At 67.5% G+C, this 13,999-nt stretch carries 15 protein-coding genes; 11 read left to right on the top strand and 4 right to left on the bottom strand.

What is annotated here, in order from left to right:
- Nucleotides 1–17: 17 nt before the first annotated feature.
- From VAPA_RS26560 to VAPA_RS26550, 3 genes are read left to right on the top strand one after another with little or no spacing between them, the layout of a single operon-like run.
- Complete coding sequence (locus VAPA_RS26560; RefSeq protein ID WP_021013084.1) at nucleotides 18–647, top strand: SET domain-containing protein; 630 nt, start codon at nucleotides 18–20, stop codon at nucleotides 645–647.
- 2 nt (nucleotides 648–649) lie between these two features.
- Entirely contained in the window at nucleotides 650–1,474 is an 825-nt protein-coding gene (locus VAPA_RS26555) for a biotin--[acetyl-CoA-carboxylase] ligase (RefSeq protein WP_021013083.1), read from the top strand.
- An 11-nt stretch (nucleotides 1,475–1,485) separates the two neighbouring features.
- On the top strand, nucleotides 1,486–1,674 hold the full coding sequence (locus VAPA_RS26550; protein WP_021013082.1) for a hypothetical protein: 189 nt from the start codon (nucleotides 1,486–1,488) through the stop codon (nucleotides 1,672–1,674).
- 12 nt (nucleotides 1,675–1,686) lie between these two features.
- On the opposite strand, the gene VAPA_RS26545 is transcribed toward VAPA_RS26550, so the two are convergent.
- From VAPA_RS26545 to VAPA_RS26535, 3 genes are all read right to left on the bottom strand, one after another.
- On the bottom strand, nucleotides 1,687–3,132 hold the full coding sequence (locus VAPA_RS26545; RefSeq protein ID WP_021013081.1) for a sensor histidine kinase: 1,446 nt from the start codon (nucleotides 3,130–3,132) through the stop codon (nucleotides 1,687–1,689).
- A 42-nt stretch (nucleotides 3,133–3,174) separates the two neighbouring features.
- A complete protein-coding gene (locus tag VAPA_RS26540; RefSeq protein WP_021013080.1) occupies nucleotides 3,175–3,846 on the bottom strand; it encodes a response regulator in 672 nt (223 codons plus the stop codon).
- Between the two features lie 65 nt (nucleotides 3,847–3,911).
- Entirely contained in the window at nucleotides 3,912–4,397 is a 486-nt protein-coding gene (locus VAPA_RS26535) for a MarR family winged helix-turn-helix transcriptional regulator (RefSeq protein ID WP_021013079.1), read from the bottom strand.
- Nucleotides 4,398–4,543: 146 nt separating this feature from the next.
- Between VAPA_RS26535 and recA the strand changes: the two genes are divergently transcribed.
- On the top strand, nucleotides 4,544–5,662 hold the full coding sequence (gene recA, locus VAPA_RS26530; protein WP_021013078.1) for a recombinase RecA: 1,119 nt from the start codon (nucleotides 4,544–4,546) through the stop codon (nucleotides 5,660–5,662).
- A gap of 27 nt (nucleotides 5,663–5,689) precedes the next feature.
- On the top strand, nucleotides 5,690–6,142 hold the full coding sequence (gene recX, locus VAPA_RS26525) for a recombination regulator RecX (protein WP_021013077.1): 453 nt from the start codon (nucleotides 5,690–5,692) through the stop codon (nucleotides 6,140–6,142).
- A 41-nt stretch (nucleotides 6,143–6,183) separates the two neighbouring features.
- Here the strand turns inward: recX and argC are convergent, their stop codons facing one another.
- The gene (argC, locus tag VAPA_RS26520) at nucleotides 6,184–7,107 is read right to left on the bottom strand and encodes an N-acetyl-gamma-glutamyl-phosphate reductase (RefSeq protein WP_021013076.1); all 924 of its coding nucleotides are present in this window, start codon (nucleotides 7,105–7,107) and stop codon (nucleotides 6,184–6,186) included.
- 206 nt (nucleotides 7,108–7,313) lie between these two features.
- On the opposite strand from argC, the gene sucC reads away from it, so the two are divergent.
- The 6 genes from sucC to VAPA_RS26490 all read left to right on the top strand — a co-directional run bounded on the left by sucC (nucleotide 7,314) and on the right by VAPA_RS26490 (nucleotide 13,994).
- On the top strand, nucleotides 7,314–8,480 hold the full coding sequence (gene sucC, locus VAPA_RS26515; RefSeq protein ID WP_015867931.1) for an ADP-forming succinate--CoA ligase subunit beta: 1,167 nt from the start codon (nucleotides 7,314–7,316) through the stop codon (nucleotides 8,478–8,480).
- A gap of 10 nt (nucleotides 8,481–8,490) precedes the next feature.
- Complete coding sequence (gene sucD / locus VAPA_RS26510) at nucleotides 8,491–9,384, top strand: succinate--CoA ligase subunit alpha (RefSeq protein WP_021013075.1); 894 nt, start codon at nucleotides 8,491–8,493, stop codon at nucleotides 9,382–9,384.
- 100 nt (nucleotides 9,385–9,484) lie between these two features.
- Complete coding sequence (locus VAPA_RS26505; RefSeq protein ID WP_021013074.1) at nucleotides 9,485–10,171, top strand: TerC family protein; 687 nt, start codon at nucleotides 9,485–9,487, stop codon at nucleotides 10,169–10,171.
- 31 nt (nucleotides 10,172–10,202) lie between these two features.
- On the top strand, nucleotides 10,203–11,003 hold the full coding sequence (locus VAPA_RS26500; protein WP_021013073.1) for a Stp1/IreP family PP2C-type Ser/Thr phosphatase: 801 nt from the start codon (nucleotides 10,203–10,205) through the stop codon (nucleotides 11,001–11,003).
- 24 nt (nucleotides 11,004–11,027) lie between these two features.
- Nucleotides 11,028–11,681 (top strand): FHA domain-containing protein, encoded by a 654-nt coding sequence (locus tag VAPA_RS26495; RefSeq protein WP_021013072.1) that lies wholly within the window; start codon nucleotides 11,028–11,030, stop codon nucleotides 11,679–11,681.
- Nucleotides 11,682–11,714: 33 nt separating this feature from the next.
- Nucleotides 11,715–13,994: a CHASE2 domain-containing protein gene (locus VAPA_RS26490; RefSeq protein WP_021013071.1), complete on the top strand. Its 2,280-nt coding sequence runs from the start codon at nucleotides 11,715–11,717 to the stop codon at nucleotides 13,992–13,994.
- Nucleotides 13,995–13,999: the final 5 nt, after the last annotated feature.

Raw genomic sequence — 13,999 nt, 5'->3', positions numbered from 1 at the left:
CCTAACAGACTTCGGCGATGCCTTCCAAATCCCCACAATTCGCCGGCCGCCGCATCCAGATGCGGCGTTCGGATGTCCACGGCAACGGCGTGTTCGCCGTGGACGACTTGGCCGAAGGCGAGACGCTGATCGAATACAAGGGCGAGGTCATCAGCTGGAAAGAGGCGCTGCGCCGCCATCCGCACGACCCGGCCCAGCCGAACCACACCTTCTACTTCCACATCGACGACGGGCGCGTGATCGACGGCAACGTCAAGGGCAACGCGGCCCGCTGGATCAATCATTCGTGCGAGCCGAACTGCGAGGCCGACGAGATCAATGGGCGCGTTTATATCAAGGCGCTGCGCAACATCGCCGCAGGCGAAGAGCTCAACTACGACTACGGCCTGATCATCGACGAGCCCTACACGCCGAAGCTGCTGTCCGAATTCCCCTGCTGGTGCGGCTCCGAGAGTTGCCGCGGCACGCTGCTGACGCCCAAGGACGAAGACGAGGAAAAGAAAAAGAAGAAAAAGGCCAAAAAGAAGGCCGACAAGAAAAAGGCCGAGAGGAAGGAAGCCAAGAAGGCGGACAAGAAAGCCGAAAAGAAGGCTGACAAGAAGTCCGAAAAAAAGAAGTCCGGGAAGGACGAGGCCGGCAAGGGCTGAGCATGGACACCAAGGCTGGCTGGTTCGAAGACCGGATCGCCGCGGCGGTGGCGCCGCTGCTGCCCGGCTTCGCGGTCGAGGCCGTGGTCGAGATCGATTCGACCAACACCGAGCTGATGCGCCGCGCGCGCGCCGGACGTGTCGCGCCGGTGCTGCTGGTGGCCGAGCGCCAGACCGCGGGGCGCGGCCGGCTCGGCCGGCCCTGGCAGAGCGCACAGCAGAGCGAAGAAAAAACCGCCGCCTCCCTCACCTTCTCGCTGGGCCTGCCGCTCGCGCCGCGCGACTGGGCGGGCCTCTCGCTGGCCGTGGGCGTGAGCGTGGCGGAAAGCCTCGATCCCTCGGGCGACGCCAAGGTTGCGCTCAAGTGGCCCAACGACCTGTGGGTGAACGACCGCAAGCTGGCCGGCATCCTGATCGAAACCGCCATGCCGCACACGGGCCGTGCCGATGTGCCGGCCCCGCCGCGCTACCTGGTGATCGGCATCGGCATCAACATCGGCCCGCGCGAGGCCGATGGCATGCGCACCCCGCCGGCCTGGCTGCGCCAGTGGCGCCCCGATGCCGCCGCGCCCGAGGTGCTGGCCGCGCTGGCCGCGCCGCTGGTGCGCAGCGTGCAGGTCTTCGAGGCGCAGGGCTTCGCGCCGTTTGCCGAACGCTTTGCCGCGCGCGACGCCTTGCGCGGCCGGGAGGTTCAGCTCAGCGACGGCAGCTTCGGCCTGTGCGAAGGCGTGGCCTGGGGCGGCGAGCTCCAGGTGCGCACGGCCGACGGGCTGCAGCTGGTCTCGAGCGACGAAGTCAGCGTGCGCCCGCGCGGCATGGCGTTCTGAGGCTGGCCATCATGAAGCTGCGCCTGGTGCTGATGGCCCTGCTCATCGCCAACCTCGGCTACTGGCTGTGGTCGCGCGGCGACCTTGCCGGCTTCGGCCTGGCGCCGGCGGGTTTCAACGAGCGCGAACCGCAGCGCCTCGCGCGCCAGGTGCATCCCGAGTGGCTCCAGATCCGCAAGGACGCCAAGAGCGCACCCTGAACGCGCTGCGTTTCAGGGCGCGGCTGCTTCGCCCTCGAAGCGCACCGTGAAGCGCGCCCCCGGCGGCTGCCGGCCCGGATGGGCGTCTTCCAGCTTCACCTGTGCATGGTGCTGGTTGGCGATCTCGCGCACGATCGGCAGGCCCAGCCCCGAGCCGTCGGCCTCGTTGCCGAGCACGCGGTAGAACGGCTCGAACACCAGCTCGCGGTCGGCCTCCGCAATGCCCGGCCCGTTGTCCTCCACCTGCAGCAGCACCACGTGGCCGAAGGGGTCGGCCAGCACGCGCGCGGTGATCACGCCGGGGTGCTCGGCCGTCGAGGGCGTGTAGTTGATCGCGTTGTCGAGCAGGTTGCGCACCAGTTCCTTCAGCAGGGTCTGGTTGCCTTCGATCACCACGCCGGGTGCGCCCGCCTCGGCGCCGTCGTAGCCCAGGTCGATGCGCTTCTCGATCGCGCGCGGCACCGCTTCGCGCACCACCTCGATGGTGAGCCGGGCCAGGTCGCAGGGCTGGCGGCCGGTGCCGGCGCCGGTGCTTTCGGCGCGCGCGAGCGAGAGCAGCTGGTTCACCGTGTGGGTGGCGCGCACGCTGGCGCGGCCGATCTGCTTGAGCGACTGCTTGAGCTCGTCGGCATTGGCGCCCTCGCGCTGCGCCAGGTCGGCCTGCATGCGCAGGCCCGCGAGCGGCGTCTTGAGCTGGTGCGCCGCATCCGCCAGGAAGCGCTTTTGCGTGTGGATCGAATCGTTGAGCTTGTCCAGCAGCTCGTTGACCGACGAGACCAGCGGCACCACTTCGAGCGGCACCGACGATTCGTCGAGCGGGCTCAGGTCGCCCGGGCGCCGCTCGCGGATGCGCGCCTCCACCACCGACAGCGGCTTGATGCCACGCACCAGCGCCAGCCAGATCAGCAGCACGGCCAGCGGCAGGATCGCGAACTGCGGCAGCAGCACGCCCTTGATGATCTCGGTGGCCAGCACCGACTGCTTCTCGCGCGTCTCGGCCACCTGCAGCAGCGCCGGTTCCGTGTCGCTGTCGGGGCCGGCGAGCCAGAGCGAGGCCACGCGAACCGACTTGCCGCGCATCTCGCCGTTGCGCAGCGTGACCACGCCGGGGACCGGGGGCTCGTCGGTGCTGGGGTGCGGCACGTCGGGTTCGCCGCTGAGCAGCGCGCCGTGGCTGTCGAGCACCTGGTAATAGACGCGGTCGGCGCCGTCGGCCCGCAGGATCTCGCGCGCCGGCTGCGGCAGCACGAACTGCGTCTGCCCCTGCTGCACCGTGACCAGCCGCGCCAGCGTCTGCACGTTGTATTCGAGCGCGCGGTCGAAGGGCGCATTGGCAATGCCCTGCGCCACCAGCCACGTCACGCCGATGCTCACCGGCACCAGCAGCAGCAGCGGCGTGAGCATCCAGTCGAGGATCTCGCCGAACAGGGAGCGCTGCGCGCGCTGAAAAAGTTTCAAAGGACTCGCCCCCGGAGGTCTTCGCGCACTACGTGTGGCGCGTCAAGGAATCTTCTCGAGGCAGTAGCCGAGGCCGCGAACCGTTGCAATGCGCACCGGCCCCTTCTCGATCTTCTTGCGCAGGCGGTGGATGTAGACCTCGATCGCGTTGAGGCTCACTTCCTCGCCCCATTCGCACAGGCGCTCCACCAGCTGGTCCTTGCTGACCAGGCGGCCCGCGCGCTGCAGCAGCACCTCCAGCAGGCCCAGTTCGCGCGCCGAGAGCTCGACCATCTTGCCGTCGATGGTGGCCACGCGGCCGGCCTGGTCGTACACCAGCGGGCCATGCTTGATCGTGTTGCTGGTGGCGCCCATGCCGCGCCGCGTGAGCGCGCGCACGCGCGCCTCGAGTTCCTGCAGGCTGAAGGGCTTGGCCATGTAGTCGTCGGCGCCGTGGTCCAGGCCCTTGACGCGTTCCTCCACGCTGTCGGCCGCGGTGAGCACCAGCACCGGCAGCTGCGAGCCGCGTGCGCGCAGCCGCTTCAGGATCTCGATCCCATGCAGGTTCGGCAGCCCGAGATCGAGGATCAGCAGGTCGAACTCGCTGTGCGTCATGAGCGCGGTGTCGGCCTGCGATCCGTTCGCCACATGGTCGACCGCCGCGCCCGAGGTGCGCAGGCTGCGCAGCAGGGCATCGGCCAGCACCTGGTCGTCTTCCGCAATCAGAATCCGCATAGCCACCTCCGGCCGGTTCGGGCGCCGCGCCGGCGCCGCGTTCACATATGTCTCCGTGGCCGAGTCTAGCCCCCCGTGTAGGCTTCCAGTCCGATGGTTACCACGGTGGCGACGTCGTTGCCCACGCTGGCGCGGAACTCGCGCTCGGCCTGCGTCACCGCGCTGCGGAAGGCGTCGAGCCACGCGAGGCCGTCGGTGGTGAAGAGCACGCGCCGCGCCCGCGCGTCGAGCGGGTCGGGCCCGCGCGTGACCAGGCCCCAGGCCTCGCACTGGTCCACCAGTGCGCCCATCGCCTGCTTGGTCATGCCGGCCCGCCCGGCCAGTTCGGTCAGGCGCGAGCCTTCGCGCGCCAGGTGCCGCGTGATGTGGACGTGCGCGGCGCTCACCTGGGCGCGCGCCGCGAGGTTCGACAGCGCCAGCGGCACGTCGACGTCGTGCGCCATGAGTTCGAGCACGCGCTCGTCGAAGCGGCGCATCGCATGGCCCAGCAGGCGGCCCAGGTGGGTCTGCCGCCAGGCGTCCGGATCGGTCGGAAAAGCGCTTTCGGCCATCGGCTAAATGGTAAAGCAAACTGACCAAAAAATGGGTTTACTCAAACCAACGAGCCTCTACACTACTGTTCAAGCATCCAGCCTGTAATTAAAAGCAGATGGACTGCAGTCACACACAAACCGTTGATTTTCAAGGAGATTTCTTCATGGACGCACTCGTCAAAGGCACCAGCATCTCGGTCGCAGGCAGCGAAAAGGCCAAGGCACTGCAGGCCGCGCTGGCGCAGATCGAAAAGCAGTTCGGCAAGGGCACGATCATGCGGCTCGGCGAGGGCGAGGCGCTCGAAGACGTCCAGGTGGTTTCCACCGGCTCGCTGGGCCTGGACATCGCGCTGGGCGTCGGCGGCCTGCCGCGCGGCCGCGTGATCGAAATCTACGGCCCGGAATCCTCGGGCAAGACCACGCTCACGCTGCAGGTCATCGCCGAGATGCAGAAGCAGGCCGGCACCTGCGCCTTCGTCGATGCCGAGCACGCGCTCGACGTGCAGTACGCCCAGAAGCTCGGCGTGAACCTGTCCGACCTGCTCATCAGCCAGCCCGACACCGGCGAGCAGGCGCTCGAAATCGTCGATTCGCTGGTGCGCTCGGGCGCCGTCGACCTGATCGTGGTCGACTCGGTCGCCGCCCTCACGCCCAAGGCCGAAATCGAAGGCGAAATGGGCGACTCGCTGCCCGGCCTGCAGGCCCGCCTGATGAGCCAGGCGCTGCGCAAGCTCACCGCCACCATCAAGAAGACCAACTGCATGGTCATCTTCATCAACCAGATCCGCATGAAGATCGGCGTGATGTTCGGCTCGCCCGAAACCACCACCGGCGGCAATGCGCTGAAGTTCTACGCCTCGGTGCGCCTGGACATCCGCCGCATCGGCACCATCAAGAAGGGCGACGAGGCCATCGGCAACGAAACCAAGGTCAAGGTGGTGAAGAACAAGGTGTCGCCCCCGTTCAAGACGGCCGAGTTCGACATCCTGTTCGGCGAAGGCATCAGCCGCGAAGGCGAGATCATCGACATGGGCGTGACCGCCAAGATCCTCGACAAGTCGGGCGCCTGGTACGCCTACAACGGCGAAAAAATCGGCCAGGGCCGCGACAACGCCCGCGAGTTCCTGCGCGAGAACCCCGAGCTGTCGCGCGAGATCGAGAACAAGGTGCGCGAGTCGCTGGGCATTCCGCTGCTGGCGGCCGATGCCAGCGCTCCCGCCCCCGAAAAGGCCGAGAAGCCCGCGAAGGCGGCCAAGGCCGACAAAGCCGACAAGGGCGAATAAGCAGGCGGGCACGCACGGAAGCGGCGCATGGCTTTCGGCGCCCCCTCCCTCAAAGGCCGCGCGCTGCGGCTCCTGAGCCAGCGCGAGCATTCGCGCGCGGAACTGGAGCGCAAGCTGGCAAAGCACGAAGAAGCGCCCGGCGAACTGGCGCGCGCACTCGACGAGCTGGCCGCCAAGGACTTCATCAGCGAGCCGCGCGTGGTGGCTTCGGTGCTGAACCAGCGCGCCGCCCGGTCGGGCGCGCTGCGGGTACGGCAGGAACTGCAGGCCAAGGGCATTGCGCCGGAAGCCATCGCGGCCGCCGTGGCCAGCCTTCAGGACACCGAAGTGGCGCGCGCCACGGCCCTGTGGCGCCGCCGTTTCGACGCACCGCCCGCCGATGCGAAGGAGCGCGCCAAGCAGACGCGCTTCCTGCTGGCGCGCGGCTTTTCGGGCGCGGTGGTGGCCAAGGTGCTCCGCAGCGATTTCGACGAAGACTGACGGCCGGCCCCCGCGGCCCCGGCCTGCCAGGGCCGCGGCGCTCAGAGCGCCAGCATCAGCTTCAGGTTCTGCACCGCGGCGCCGCTCGCGCCCTTGCCCAGGTTGTCGAGGCGCGCGATCACCACGGCGTGGCGGTGGTCCTCGTTCGGGAACACGCGGATCTCGAGATTGTTGGTGTCGTTGAGCGCCAGCGCGTCGAGCTTGCCGTCGTCGGTGGGCGGCAGCACCTTGATGAACTGCTCGGGCGTGTTGCTGCGCGCATAGTGCGCGGCCAGCGCGTCCTGCAGGTCGCCGGCCTTCGGCTTGCCGGGCAGCAGGTCGAGGTGCAGCGGCAGCTGCACCAGCATGCCCTGCTTGAAATTGCCCACCGAAGGAATGAAGACCGGCCGGCGGGTGAGGCCGGTGTACTTCATGATTTCAGGAATGTGCTTGTGCTTGAGGCCGAGCGCGTAGGTCTCGAAAAGCGGCGCTTCGCCCTTCTCGTAGGCCTCGATCATGGACCGCCCGCCGCCCGAATAGCCGCTCACGGAGGGCAGCGAAATCGGGAAGTCGGCCGGCAGCAGGCCGGCGTCGACCAGCGGGCGCACCATGGCGATGGCGCCCGTGGCATAGCAGCCCGGGTTGCCGACGCGGTCGGCCGCGGCCACGGCCTGCCAGTGGCCTTGCACCAGTTCGGGAAAGCCGAACACCCAGCCGGGCGCCACGCGGTGCGCGGTGGAGGCGTCGATGATCTTGGGCTTCTTGCCGGGCAGCTGGTCGATCAGCGCGACCGATTCGCGCGCCGCGTCGTCGTGCAGGCACAGCACCACCAGGTCGACGCCGGCCATCAGTTCGCGCTTGGCGGCCACGTCTTTTCGCAGCTCGGGCGCAATGCTCACGAGCTCGATCTGCGGCATCGACTGGAGCCGCTCGCGAATTTGCAAGCCGGTGGTGCCGGCTTCGCCGTCGATGAAAACCTTGGCCATATCGAAGTATGCGTGGAGGGGCTAGAAGAAAGTACGTATTGACCGCAAGGTCGCGTCGGGCATTGGTGCGCCGCACCATGATACAGTCCGCGGTTGTTCGCCGCCCCCAGCCGTCAGGCTGCCGTCGCCCGCGAACAACAGAGCCAAAGACGCCTCAGACCCCAGATCCCCCGTTCTCAACCTCCTCCTTCCGAGAGACATCCCTCATGAAGATTCACGAGTACCAAGGCAAGGAAATCCTTGCCAAGTTCGGCGTGCCGGTGCCGCGCGGCATCCCGGCCTATACGGTTCAGGAGGCGGTCGAGGCCGCCCAGAAACTTGGAGGCCCCGTGTGGGTCGTCAAGGCCCAGATCCACGCGGGTGGCCGCGGCAAGGGCGGCGGCGTCAAGGTGGCCAAGTCCATCGAAGACGTCAAGAAGCTCGCCGGCGAAATCCTCGGCATGCAGCTCAAGACCCACCAGACCGGCCCCGAAGGCCAGAAGGTGCGCCGCCTCTACATCGAAGACGGCGCCGACATCAACAAGGAATACTACGTCTCGGCCGTGACCGACCGCGCCACGCAGAAGGTCGCGTTCATCGCCTCGAGCGAAGGCGGCATGGACATCGAGGAAGTGGCCCACTCCTCGCCCGAGAAGATCATCACGGTGTTCGCAGACCCCGAAAAGGGCCTGACCGACGAACAGGCCAAGCAGATCGCCGACGGCATCGGCATGCCGGCCGACTCGACCGCGCAAACGGTCGACATCCTCAAGAAGCTCTACACCTGCTACATGGAGACGGACGCCTCGCTGGTCGAGATCAACCCGCTCAACCGTGACAGCAAGGGCAAGGTCATGGCGCTGGACGCCAAGTTCAACTTCGACAGCAACGCGCTGTTCCGCCACCCCGAGATCGTGGCCCTGCGCGACCTCGACGAAGAAGACGCGGCCGAAGTCGAAGCCTCCAAGTTCGACCTCGCCTACATCAGCCTGGACGGCAACATCGGCTGCCTGGTGAACGGTGCCGGCCTGGCCATGGCCACCATGGACACCATCAAGCTGTTCGGCGGCGAGCCGGCCAACTTCCTGGACGTGGGCGGCGGCGCCACCCCCGAGAAGGTCACCGAAGCCTTCAAGATCATGCTGAAGAACAAGAACGTGGAGGCCATCCTCGTCAACATCTTCGGTGGCATCATGAAGTGCGACACCATCGCCACCGGCGTGATCGCAGCCTGCAAGGCCGTGAACCTGCAAGTGCCGCTGGTCGTGCGCATGAAGGGCACCAACGAAGTCGAAGGCAAGAAGCTGCTGGCCGATTCGGGCCTGCCGATCATCAGCGCCGACACCATGGCGGACGCGGCCCAGAAGGTCGTCGCAGCAGTCAAGAAGGCCTAAGGAACAAGTCATGTCGATCTACATCAACAAAGACACCAAAGTCATCACGCAAGGCATCACCGGCAAGACCGGCCAGTTCCACACCGAGAAGTGCCAGGAATACGCGAACGGCAAGAACTGCTTCGTCGCGGGCGTGAACCCCAAGAAGGCCGGCGAGTCGATCTTCAACATCCCGATCTTCGGTTCGGTGAAGGAAGCCGCCTCGCAGACCGGCGCCACCGTGTCGGTGATCTACGTGCCGCCGGCAGGCGCGGCCGCCGCCATCTGGGAAGCCGTCGAGGCCGACCTGGACATGGCGATCTGCATCACCGAAGGCATCCCGGTTCGCGACATGCTCGAAGTGCGCAACAGGATGAAGGCCAAGGAAGCGGCCGGCGGCAAGAAGACCCTGCTGCTGGGCCCGAACTGCCCCGGCCTGATCACGCCCGACGAAATCAAGATCGGCATCATGCCCGGCCACATCCACCGCAAGGGCCGCATCGGCGTGGTCTCGCGCTCGGGCACGCTCACGTACGAAGCCGTGGCGCAGCTCACCGAAATCGGCCTCGGCCAATCGTCGGCAGTCGGCATTGGCGGCGACCCGATCAACGGCTTGAAGCACATCGACGTGATGAAGGCCTTCAACGACGATCCCGACACCGACGCCGTCATCATGATCGGCGAAATCGGCGGCCCCGACGAAGCCGACGCGGCCCGCTGGTGCAAGGAACACATGAAGAAGCCGGTGGTCGGCTTCATCGCCGGTGTCACCGCTCCTCCCGGCAAGCGCATGGGCCACGCCGGCGCGCTGATCTCGGGCGGTGCCGACACGGCCGATGCCAAGCTCGCCATCATGGAAGAGTGCGGCTTCACCGTGACGCGCAACTTCTCGGAGCTCGCAAAGCTGCTCAAGGCACAGCTCTAAACCGCCCCAGCAGTTTCTCCGCGCACCACGCAAAAAGAAAAAGCGCCCGCAATCTGGATTGCGGGCGCTTTTTTCACTACAACACAGTGGAACAAGAGACATGGAACTCCTTCAAAGCACCGACTTCTGGATCGGCCTGATCAAGATTGTCTGGATCAACATCATTCTTTCGGGCGACAACGCCGTGGTGATTGCCATGGCGGCCCGTTCGCTGCCGCCCGCGCAGCAGAAAAAGGCCGTGCTGTTCGGCTCGGGCGCGGCCGTGGTGCTGCGCATCGTGCTCACGGTGGTGGCGGCCAAGCTGCTGGCGCTGCCCTATCTGCAGATCGTCGGCGGCCTGCTGCTGCTGTGGATCGGCCTGCAGCTGCTGAGCGAAGAAGAAGAGGGTGATGGAGAAGCCAAGGAATACGGCAGCATGATGGCGGCCGTGCGCACCATCCTGCTGGCGGACCTGGTCATGAGCCTGGACAACGTGATTGCCGTGGCGGCCGCCGCGCAAGGCAACATGGTGCTCCTGGTGCTTGGCCTGGCCATCAGCATTCCGCTGGTGATCTTTGGCAGTACGCTCATGATCAAACTCATGGAACGCTTTCCGATCGTCGTCATGCTGGGCGCCGCCCTGATCGGCTGGGTCGGCGGCGAAACCATTGCAAGCGACGTCTCGCTGAAAGAGGTGCTGGTTGCAAACCCCTGGCTGCACTATGCGGCGGCAGCCGCCGGTGCATTGTTCGTGGTGGCCGCGGGCCGCCTGCTTCAGCGGCGCGCGCAGGCCGCGGCGGGGCGCTGAAACCGTCGCGCGTCGACGCTTCTGAAAATATATGGCAAGTGTCGGCGCGTCCCTTTTTTCTACCCGGCCCCATCTCGTGTGGGAGTTTGCGGCGCTGACCGACGTCGGGCGCGCGCGGGCCCACAACGAGGACGACCTGCGTGTCGACCCCGCGCTCGGCCTGGCGGTGCTGGCCGATGGCATGGGCGGCTACAAGGGCGGCGAAGTGGCCAGCGCCATGGCCGTCTCGCTGGTGCAAGCCAGCTTCGCGCGCTGGTTCGCGCAGGCCGGCTTGCAGGCGCCTGCGCGGGTGGTCCGGCGCGCCTTGCAGGCGGCCACCGACGAGGCCAACTCGGCCATCCTCGAGGCCGGCATGACCAATGCCGAACTCCAGGGCATGGGAACCACCCTGGTGCTGGCCGCCTTCCGGCCCCAGCGCGTGCTGGTCGGCCACATCGGCGATTCGCGCTGCTACCGCCTTCGCAACCACAAGCTCGAGCAGCTCACGCGCGATCATTCGCTGCGCCAGCAGCAGCTCGACGCCGGCGCCATCACGGCCGAAGAAGCGCTGATTTCACCGCACCGCAACCTGGTGACGCGCGCCATGGGCGTGGAGCCCCAGGTCGTGCTGGAAATGCACGAGCACACCGCGAGGCCCGACGATCTCTATATGCTCTGCTCCGACGGGCTCAGCGAGATGGTCCCGGATGCGCAGCTTTTCACGCTTTTGAATCACGATGTCGAGCTTCAGCAGAAAGCATCACTTCTGGTCGCCGTTGCCAACGACAATGGCGGCCGGGACAATATTTCAGTTGTCCTGGCAAGGGCGCGCGTCGGCAGCGCGCCTGAATAAGAACATCCATTCAGGGAGTCGGCAATGCCGAAGATGATCATTTCGATCGATGGCACTGTCATCGGGCAAATGGCGCTTGCCAAAGACCGGACCACGCTGGGGCGGCGCGCCTACAACGACATCGTGCTCGACAATCTTGCCGTCAGCGGCGAGCATGCCGTGCTGCACATGCGCGGTGGCGACGTCGAAATTGAAGATCTCAACAGCACCAACGGCACCTACGTCAATGCGATCGTCGTCCAGAAGCAGCAGAAGCTCAAGGACAACGACGTCATCGAGATCGGCGGCTGCCGCCTGCACTTCCGGGCGCGCGGCAGCCAGGCCAGCGAGGCCGGTTCGAAGCGCAATGCGCGCGGCGAGTACCCGGCTTCCGTCCCCCTCTCTGCCGCGCCCACCGAAGCCGGCGCGCTGCTCGAACTGGGCATGCCGGTGCTGCGCGTTCTTTCCGGCGCCGACCAGGGGCAGGAAGTGCCGCTGCAGAAGGTGGTCACCACCATCGGCAAGCCCGGCGTTGCGGTGGCGGTCGTCACGCGCCGCCGCCAGGGCTACATGGCTTCCGCCATCATGGGCGGCGTCACGCTCAACGGCGCTCCGCTCGGCGCCGACCCCGTCGAGCTGCAGGAAAGCGACGTGCTGGAACTCGGCGGCGCCACGCGCATGCAGTTCGTGCGCGTCTGATTCTCCCGGCGCGGAGCCAAGGGTGCAGCACCAGTGACCGCGCTGAGGCGCCACTGGCCGCGCATTGCCATCACCCTGCTGCCGGTCTTGCTGGCGCTGGCACATGCCACCGGCCTCTGGCGCCTGGATGCCATCGACCGGCTCGACCACCTGATCTACGACACGCGCCTGCGCGCCACCATGCCGGGCACGCTCGACTCGCGCATCGTGATCGTCGACGTCGACGACGCCAGCCTCACGCGGCAGGGGCAATGGCCCTGGGCGCGCGACAAGCTGGCCCGGCTCACCAGGGAACTCACCGGGCGCCAGCAGGTGGCGGTGCTCGGCTTCGACGTGATGTTCGTCGAACCCGACCGGAGCTCCGGCCTCGACAAGCTGCGCCACATCGCGCGCGGGCCGCTGCGCGAAATGCCGGGCCTGGCCGCGGAAATCGACCGGCTCGCCCCCACGCTCGACAACGACGCCGCCTTTGCCGCCGCCATGCAAGGCCAGCGCGTGGCGCTCGGCTACTACTTCACGCGCACCGAAAAGCCCGGCGCCAAGGGCCAGCTGCCGCCGGCCCCGGTGCTGCAGGCCGAGGCCTTTCCGCCGGGCCGCGGCTACGCCACGGGCTGGAACGGCTTTGGCGCCAGCCTGCCCGTGCTGGCCGCTGCCGCGCCCGCGGCGGGCTTTCTCAACACGCTGGTCATGTCGACCGGCGACGGCGTCATTCGCGCCGTGCCGCTCATCGCCCGCTATGAAGGCGACCGGGCGCGGCCCGGCTACTACGAGTCGCTGGGGCTCGCCGTCTACCGGCTCGCCAGCGGCACGCCGCCCGTGCGGCCGGCCTTTGCATCAGGCGGACCGGGCGGCGCCGCGCCGCGGCTCCAGTCATTGCTGGTCGGCGGCCTGCGCATACCCGTCAACGAAGCCGCTTCCATGCAGGTGCCGTTCCGCGGCCCCGGCGGCGCGCAGGGTGGATCGTTCCGCTACGTGTCCGCCGGCGACGTGCTCGAAGGGCGGCTCGCGCCGGGCGAGCTGAAGGACCGCATCGTGCTCGTCGGCGCCACCGCGCCGGGCCTGCAAGACCTGCGCGCCACCCCCGTGGGCGCCGCGTTTCCCGGCGTCGAGGTGCATGCCAACATCGTCTCGGCCATGCTCGACCACCGCCTGCTCGCGGTGCCCGACTACGCCCCCGGCTACGAAGTGCTCAGCGTGCTGGCCGCGGGGCTCGTGCTCGCGCTGGGCCTGTCGCTGCTGCCGGCCCCGCGCGCCGTGGTGCTTGCCATTGCCACGGTCGCGGCCCTCGTCGGCGTGAACGCCTGGCTCTACCAGCGCCACAGCCTCGTGCTGCCGCTCGCCTCCGCGCTGGCCATGGCGGCGCTGGCCTTTGCCTTCAACATGGGCTGGGGCTACTTCATCGAGTCGCGCGCGCGCCGCGGCCTGGTGCGGCTCTTCGGCACCTACGTGCCGCCGCAGCTGGTCGACGAAATGCTCGTCACCCCCGGCCGCTACAGCATGCGCGCCGAAAGCAAGCACATGACCGTCATGTTCTGCGACATGCGCGACTTCACCCGCCTGTCGGAGCAGATGGCCCCGGCCGAGCTGCAGGCTTTTCTCAACACCGTGTTCAACCGGCTCACCCACGTCATCAGCACCCACCGCGGCACCGTCGACAAATACATGGGCGACTGCGTCATGGCCTTCTGGGGCGCGCCCATCGACACCTCCGACCACGCCACCCTGGCCGTGCGCGCCGCGCTCGAAATGGCTGAGGCCGTGCGCGACATCAACAAGATCCACCGCACCACCGGGCGCCCCGAAATCAGCGTGGGCATCGGCATCAACAGCGGCGTCATGAGCGTGGGCGACATGGGCTCGGCCGCGCGGCGCAGCTACACCGTCGTTGGCGATGCGGTCAACCTGGCCTCCCGCCTCGAAGGCCTGAGCGTGCACTACGGCGTGGAGATCGTCGCCAGCGGCACCACCCGCGAACTCGCGCCCGGCTTCGTCTGGCAGGAGCTCGACAGCGTGCTCGTCAAGGGCAGGGCGCAGGCCGTGGCCGTGTTCACGCCGCTGGGTGCCGCCACTGAAGAAACCGAGGCGCCAACGCCTGCCGCACTGCAGCAATCCGCGCAGCTGCAGCGCTGGACCGAAGTGCTTGCCGCCTACCGCCGCCAGGACTGGGCGGTGGGCCGGAACTTGCTGGATCCGCTGCTGGCCGCGGATGCCAAAAAAGTCCTTTACCAGCTCTACGCACAACGATTAGCCTCCATGGCGTTGCGGCCCCAAGACCCCGAATGGGACGGCGCAACCCGGTTCGAAACCAAATGACGGCA

Source organism: Variovorax paradoxus B4, assembly GCF_000463015.1.
In the GTDB taxonomy this organism is placed as follows: domain Bacteria; phylum Pseudomonadota; class Gammaproteobacteria; order Burkholderiales; family Burkholderiaceae_C; genus Variovorax; species Variovorax paradoxus_E.
Note: the sequence above shows the minus strand (reverse complement) of the source record. Positions and strands in the feature narration are given on the sequence as shown.

What these genes read in the sequence shown, in the direction of transcription:
- VAPA_RS26560 (WP_021013084.1), top strand. Translation starts at nt 18, where the DNA reads ATGCCTTCCAAATCCCCACAATTCGCCGGCCGCCGCATCCAGATGCGG.
- VAPA_RS26555 (WP_021013083.1), top strand. Translation starts at nt 650, where the DNA reads ATGGACACCAAGGCTGGCTGGTTCGAAGACCGGATCGCCGCGGCGGTG.
- VAPA_RS26550 (WP_021013082.1), top strand. Translation starts at nt 1,486, where the DNA reads ATGAAGCTGCGCCTGGTGCTGATGGCCCTGCTCATCGCCAACCTCGGC.
- VAPA_RS26540 (WP_021013080.1), bottom strand. Translation starts at nt 3,846, where the DNA reads ATGCGGATTCTGATTGCGGAAGACGACCAGGTGCTGGCCGATGCCCTG.
- VAPA_RS26535 (WP_021013079.1), bottom strand. Translation starts at nt 4,397, where the DNA reads ATGGCCGAAAGCGCTTTTCCGACCGATCCGGACGCCTGGCGGCAGACC.
- recA (WP_021013078.1), top strand. Translation starts at nt 4,544, where the DNA reads ATGGACGCACTCGTCAAAGGCACCAGCATCTCGGTCGCAGGCAGCGAA.
- recX (WP_021013077.1), top strand. Translation starts at nt 5,690, where the DNA reads ATGGCTTTCGGCGCCCCCTCCCTCAAAGGCCGCGCGCTGCGGCTCCTG.
- argC (WP_021013076.1), bottom strand. Translation starts at nt 7,107, where the DNA reads ATGGCCAAGGTTTTCATCGACGGCGAAGCCGGCACCACCGGCTTGCAA.
- sucC (WP_015867931.1), top strand. Translation starts at nt 7,314, where the DNA reads ATGAAGATTCACGAGTACCAAGGCAAGGAAATCCTTGCCAAGTTCGGC.
- sucD (WP_021013075.1), top strand. Translation starts at nt 8,491, where the DNA reads ATGTCGATCTACATCAACAAAGACACCAAAGTCATCACGCAAGGCATC.
- VAPA_RS26505 (WP_021013074.1), top strand. Translation starts at nt 9,485, where the DNA reads ATGGAACTCCTTCAAAGCACCGACTTCTGGATCGGCCTGATCAAGATT.
- VAPA_RS26500 (WP_021013073.1), top strand. Translation starts at nt 10,203, where the DNA reads ATGGCAAGTGTCGGCGCGTCCCTTTTTTCTACCCGGCCCCATCTCGTG.
- VAPA_RS26495 (WP_021013072.1), top strand. Translation starts at nt 11,028, where the DNA reads ATGCCGAAGATGATCATTTCGATCGATGGCACTGTCATCGGGCAAATG.